Origin of the sequence: Psychromonas hadalis ATCC BAA-638 (assembly GCF_000420245.1) — a bacterium.
Lineage (GTDB): Bacteria > Pseudomonadota > Gammaproteobacteria > Enterobacterales > Psychromonadaceae > Psychromonas > Psychromonas hadalis.
Window position 1 is genome coordinate 1 of the sequence record NZ_ATUO01000263.1, and the last position, 2,814, is coordinate 2,814.

Below are 2,814 nucleotides of genomic sequence, written 5' to 3' on the forward strand. Positions count from 1 at the left end.
CGATGTTACTGCTACAAAAACAGCATATTGGTCAAGTACAAGTGGGTGTTTGGTCTGATTGCTTGAAGAAAGAAGTTGAAATGATTCTTTAATCTTAAAAAGGGGGCACGTTAAATTAATTTAACGCGCCCCCTTTGTTTATGCACTTAATTATCAGGTTGATAATTGCCCAACATAAACCAGTATTGATTGTCCGTTAGGTTGTCATTTAATTCCGCTGCATTTTGTGTTGCTGAGAAAATCATTATTGCACCGAGTAATAAAACACTCACGGTAAAACAGGCTCGTTTAATTAACTCTGTCATCCTTTTTCCTCTGGCTCATTAAGTTATTCATGAGCTTAAAGGAGGTTAATTACTTTTTGATGAACTTAATGTGGCAGATTTAATATCAAGCGATCACTGCCATTAAACCGTGGAATTTCTCTGCTCTACTAAATCACTAAAATATTGAACAAACTCTATCTCATTACCGTCTGGGTCTAGGTAATAAATATTATGACGATATGGGTTATTGTTAACACGGGAATGATGTTTAAACCCCGCTTCAAGTAAACGCATTTGCATTGCTTTTAAATCATTTATCTCAAAAGCAAAGTGTGCAAGGCCTGCTTGGTGGCCTGCTAAATTACGTGGTGGTGATTCTGCATTATTGTTTAAAGCAAGATACGTTGTATCATCCCCAAAATGTAACCACTCTCTTGGTTTACCAGACCATTCTCCTGCACCCGAATCACGTACTTTCCATTCAGGAAATGCCGCTTTATAAAAAGTAAGGCTGGTGGTTATATCGTTCACGACTAAGTTAATGTGCTCTAGTCTGATCATAATATTATCCTTCTAAATTTGTAATACCGTAGGTGACACGTTGCGTATCTGCTTTGTTATTAAATAAAGTAAACGCTTTATTTAATTAAGTAAAGAAAAAACTTTACTTAATTGGGTGGTGAGTAATAATGCTGACATGAAAAATGAGAAAAACAGCAGTAAAACAAGTGAAAAAATATTTCAGCTATTAAAAGAAAATGGCGAAATGACTGCCAAGCAACTGTCTGAAATATTGAAAATGACCACGATGGGCGTTCGTCAACATTTGCAGTCGTTACAGGAAGCGGAGGAGCTGACCTTTTTTGATAAAAAAGCGTTGCGTGGTCGCCCAACGCGTTATTGGTTATTAACAGAAAAAGCCAATCGTCATTTTCAAGATGGTCATGAAGAATTAACCGTACAACTGCTCATTTCTGTGCGTGAGATATTTGGTGAGCAAGGGTTAGATAAGCTGATCAGTAAACGTGAAGAGAGCACATTAGTAGTTTATAAAAAACAGCTATTACCTTTTGCAACGATAGAATTACGTTTACAAGCATTGGTTAAATTACGTAATCAAGAGGGCTATATGGCAAGCTATGAGAAGCAACAAGGTTGTTATTGGCTGTTTGAAAATCATTGTCCTATTTGTGCTGCTGCCAGTGAATGCCTTAATTTTTGTCGCTCAGAGTTGCAAATGTTTACGCTACTTTTTGAAGAGATAGCAACGATAACGAGAGAGGAGCATATTATAGAGGGGGCAAGACGTTGCGCTTATAAAATATGCGCTTTGTAATTGAATCTAAGTGGTATTTAACACAACCCTTTATGACAAATATTTATTGAGAAAAAATGAAAAACTACCCTAATAAAATCCCCAGTCTTGAATTCATGCGTGTTATCGCCATGATCGCTATTATTATCATTCATACTGGGTTATTTACAGATACTCTGATTATAAACGGCAATGCTTGGCTGGCTAATATTGCCAATCAACTGAGTCGCTTTGCTGTTCCGTTGTTCTTTTTAATTGCAGGCTTTTTAATACAGCCAAAGCTAATGACTTCCCCACTGCTTGTCATACGGAAATACAATGCACCACTGTTAAAAGTTTGGCTTGTGTGGACGGTAATATGCTTGTTACTACCAACCAATTTGCAAAATGTAATCGAGCTGGGGTACCTTGGTGAGCGCCAATTATACTGGCAGTTTTTATTAAAGACACCGCTTAATTCACTGTTAGAAGGTGGTTTAGTACATTTATGGTTTTTACCTGCGCTCATTATTGCGGTTGCGATAGTGGGGTTATTTACTCACTTTAAGCAACTTAAATTGTTATTACCCGTTGCTATCATGTTGTATTTGTATGGTGTGTTAGCGGGCAGTTACGCATCACTGACTGATATAGGCTCTCCTTTTTTAACACGTAACGGGCCATTTTTCAGTTTACTGATGCTGACAATTGGTTTTGAAATTAGAAGGTTTGAAGTGAAATTATCAGCGCAGGCTGCATTGCTGCTGTTATGTATCGGTTTATTGGGACATTTTCTTGAAGCCTATTGGTTATTCACCAAAGGAGTGCCATTTTCTGGGCATGATCTATTATTGTTTACGCCATTGTGGGCCAGTGGCTTGTTTTTATATTTATTAGCAAAACCTAAAATGGGCGATCACCCACTGACTTACTGGTTAAGTAAAAGTATATTACCGATCTATTTATGTCACCTCTCAATTGCGATTATCTTTTTTAATATTGTCGGGATATTTGCATTAAGCGGAGTATCACGAGATGCGCTGTTATTCTTTGGGACAACTATCTGCTCAGTTGCCTTTGTAAAATTAATTGAAAAAACACCCCTGCAAAACATTCTTTTCAGATAAAGGACTTGCTCCCGCGATTGAATGCAGCGCGGGTATTATACCAATTACAGTAAATAGCTAATCTATTTTACTGGTTAAAATAACTCACTTCTGCGTTGTAAGTTTTGTAAAGGGAACAACCATTTAC

General features: G+C 37.2%; 4 protein-coding genes. 2 read left to right on the plus strand and 2 right to left on the minus strand.

Annotated elements, in window-relative coordinates; genetic code table 11:
- Positions 1 to 146 precede the first annotated feature (146 nt).
- Positions 147 to 305, minus strand: coding sequence for a hypothetical protein (locus G322_RS23595; RefSeq protein WP_022943167.1), 159 nt, complete (start codon positions 303 to 305; stop codon positions 147 to 149).
- Positions 306 to 407: 102 nt separating this feature from the next.
- A complete protein-coding gene (locus G322_RS0118520; RefSeq protein ID WP_022943168.1) occupies positions 408 to 827 on the minus strand; it encodes a VOC family protein in 420 nt (139 codons plus the stop codon).
- Between the two features lie 136 nt (positions 828 to 963).
- Here G322_RS0118520 and G322_RS0118525 point away from each other — a divergent pair, with 136 nt between their 5' ends.
- Entirely contained in the window at positions 964 to 1,602 is a 639-nt protein-coding gene (locus G322_RS0118525; RefSeq protein ID WP_028866739.1) for a helix-turn-helix transcriptional regulator, read from the plus strand.
- A 56-nt stretch (positions 1,603 to 1,658) separates the two neighbouring features.
- Positions 1,659 to 2,687: an acyltransferase family protein gene (locus G322_RS0118530; protein WP_022943170.1), complete on the plus strand. Its 1,029-nt coding sequence runs from the start codon at positions 1,659 to 1,661 to the stop codon at positions 2,685 to 2,687.
- Positions 2,688 to 2,814 lie beyond the last annotated feature (127 nt).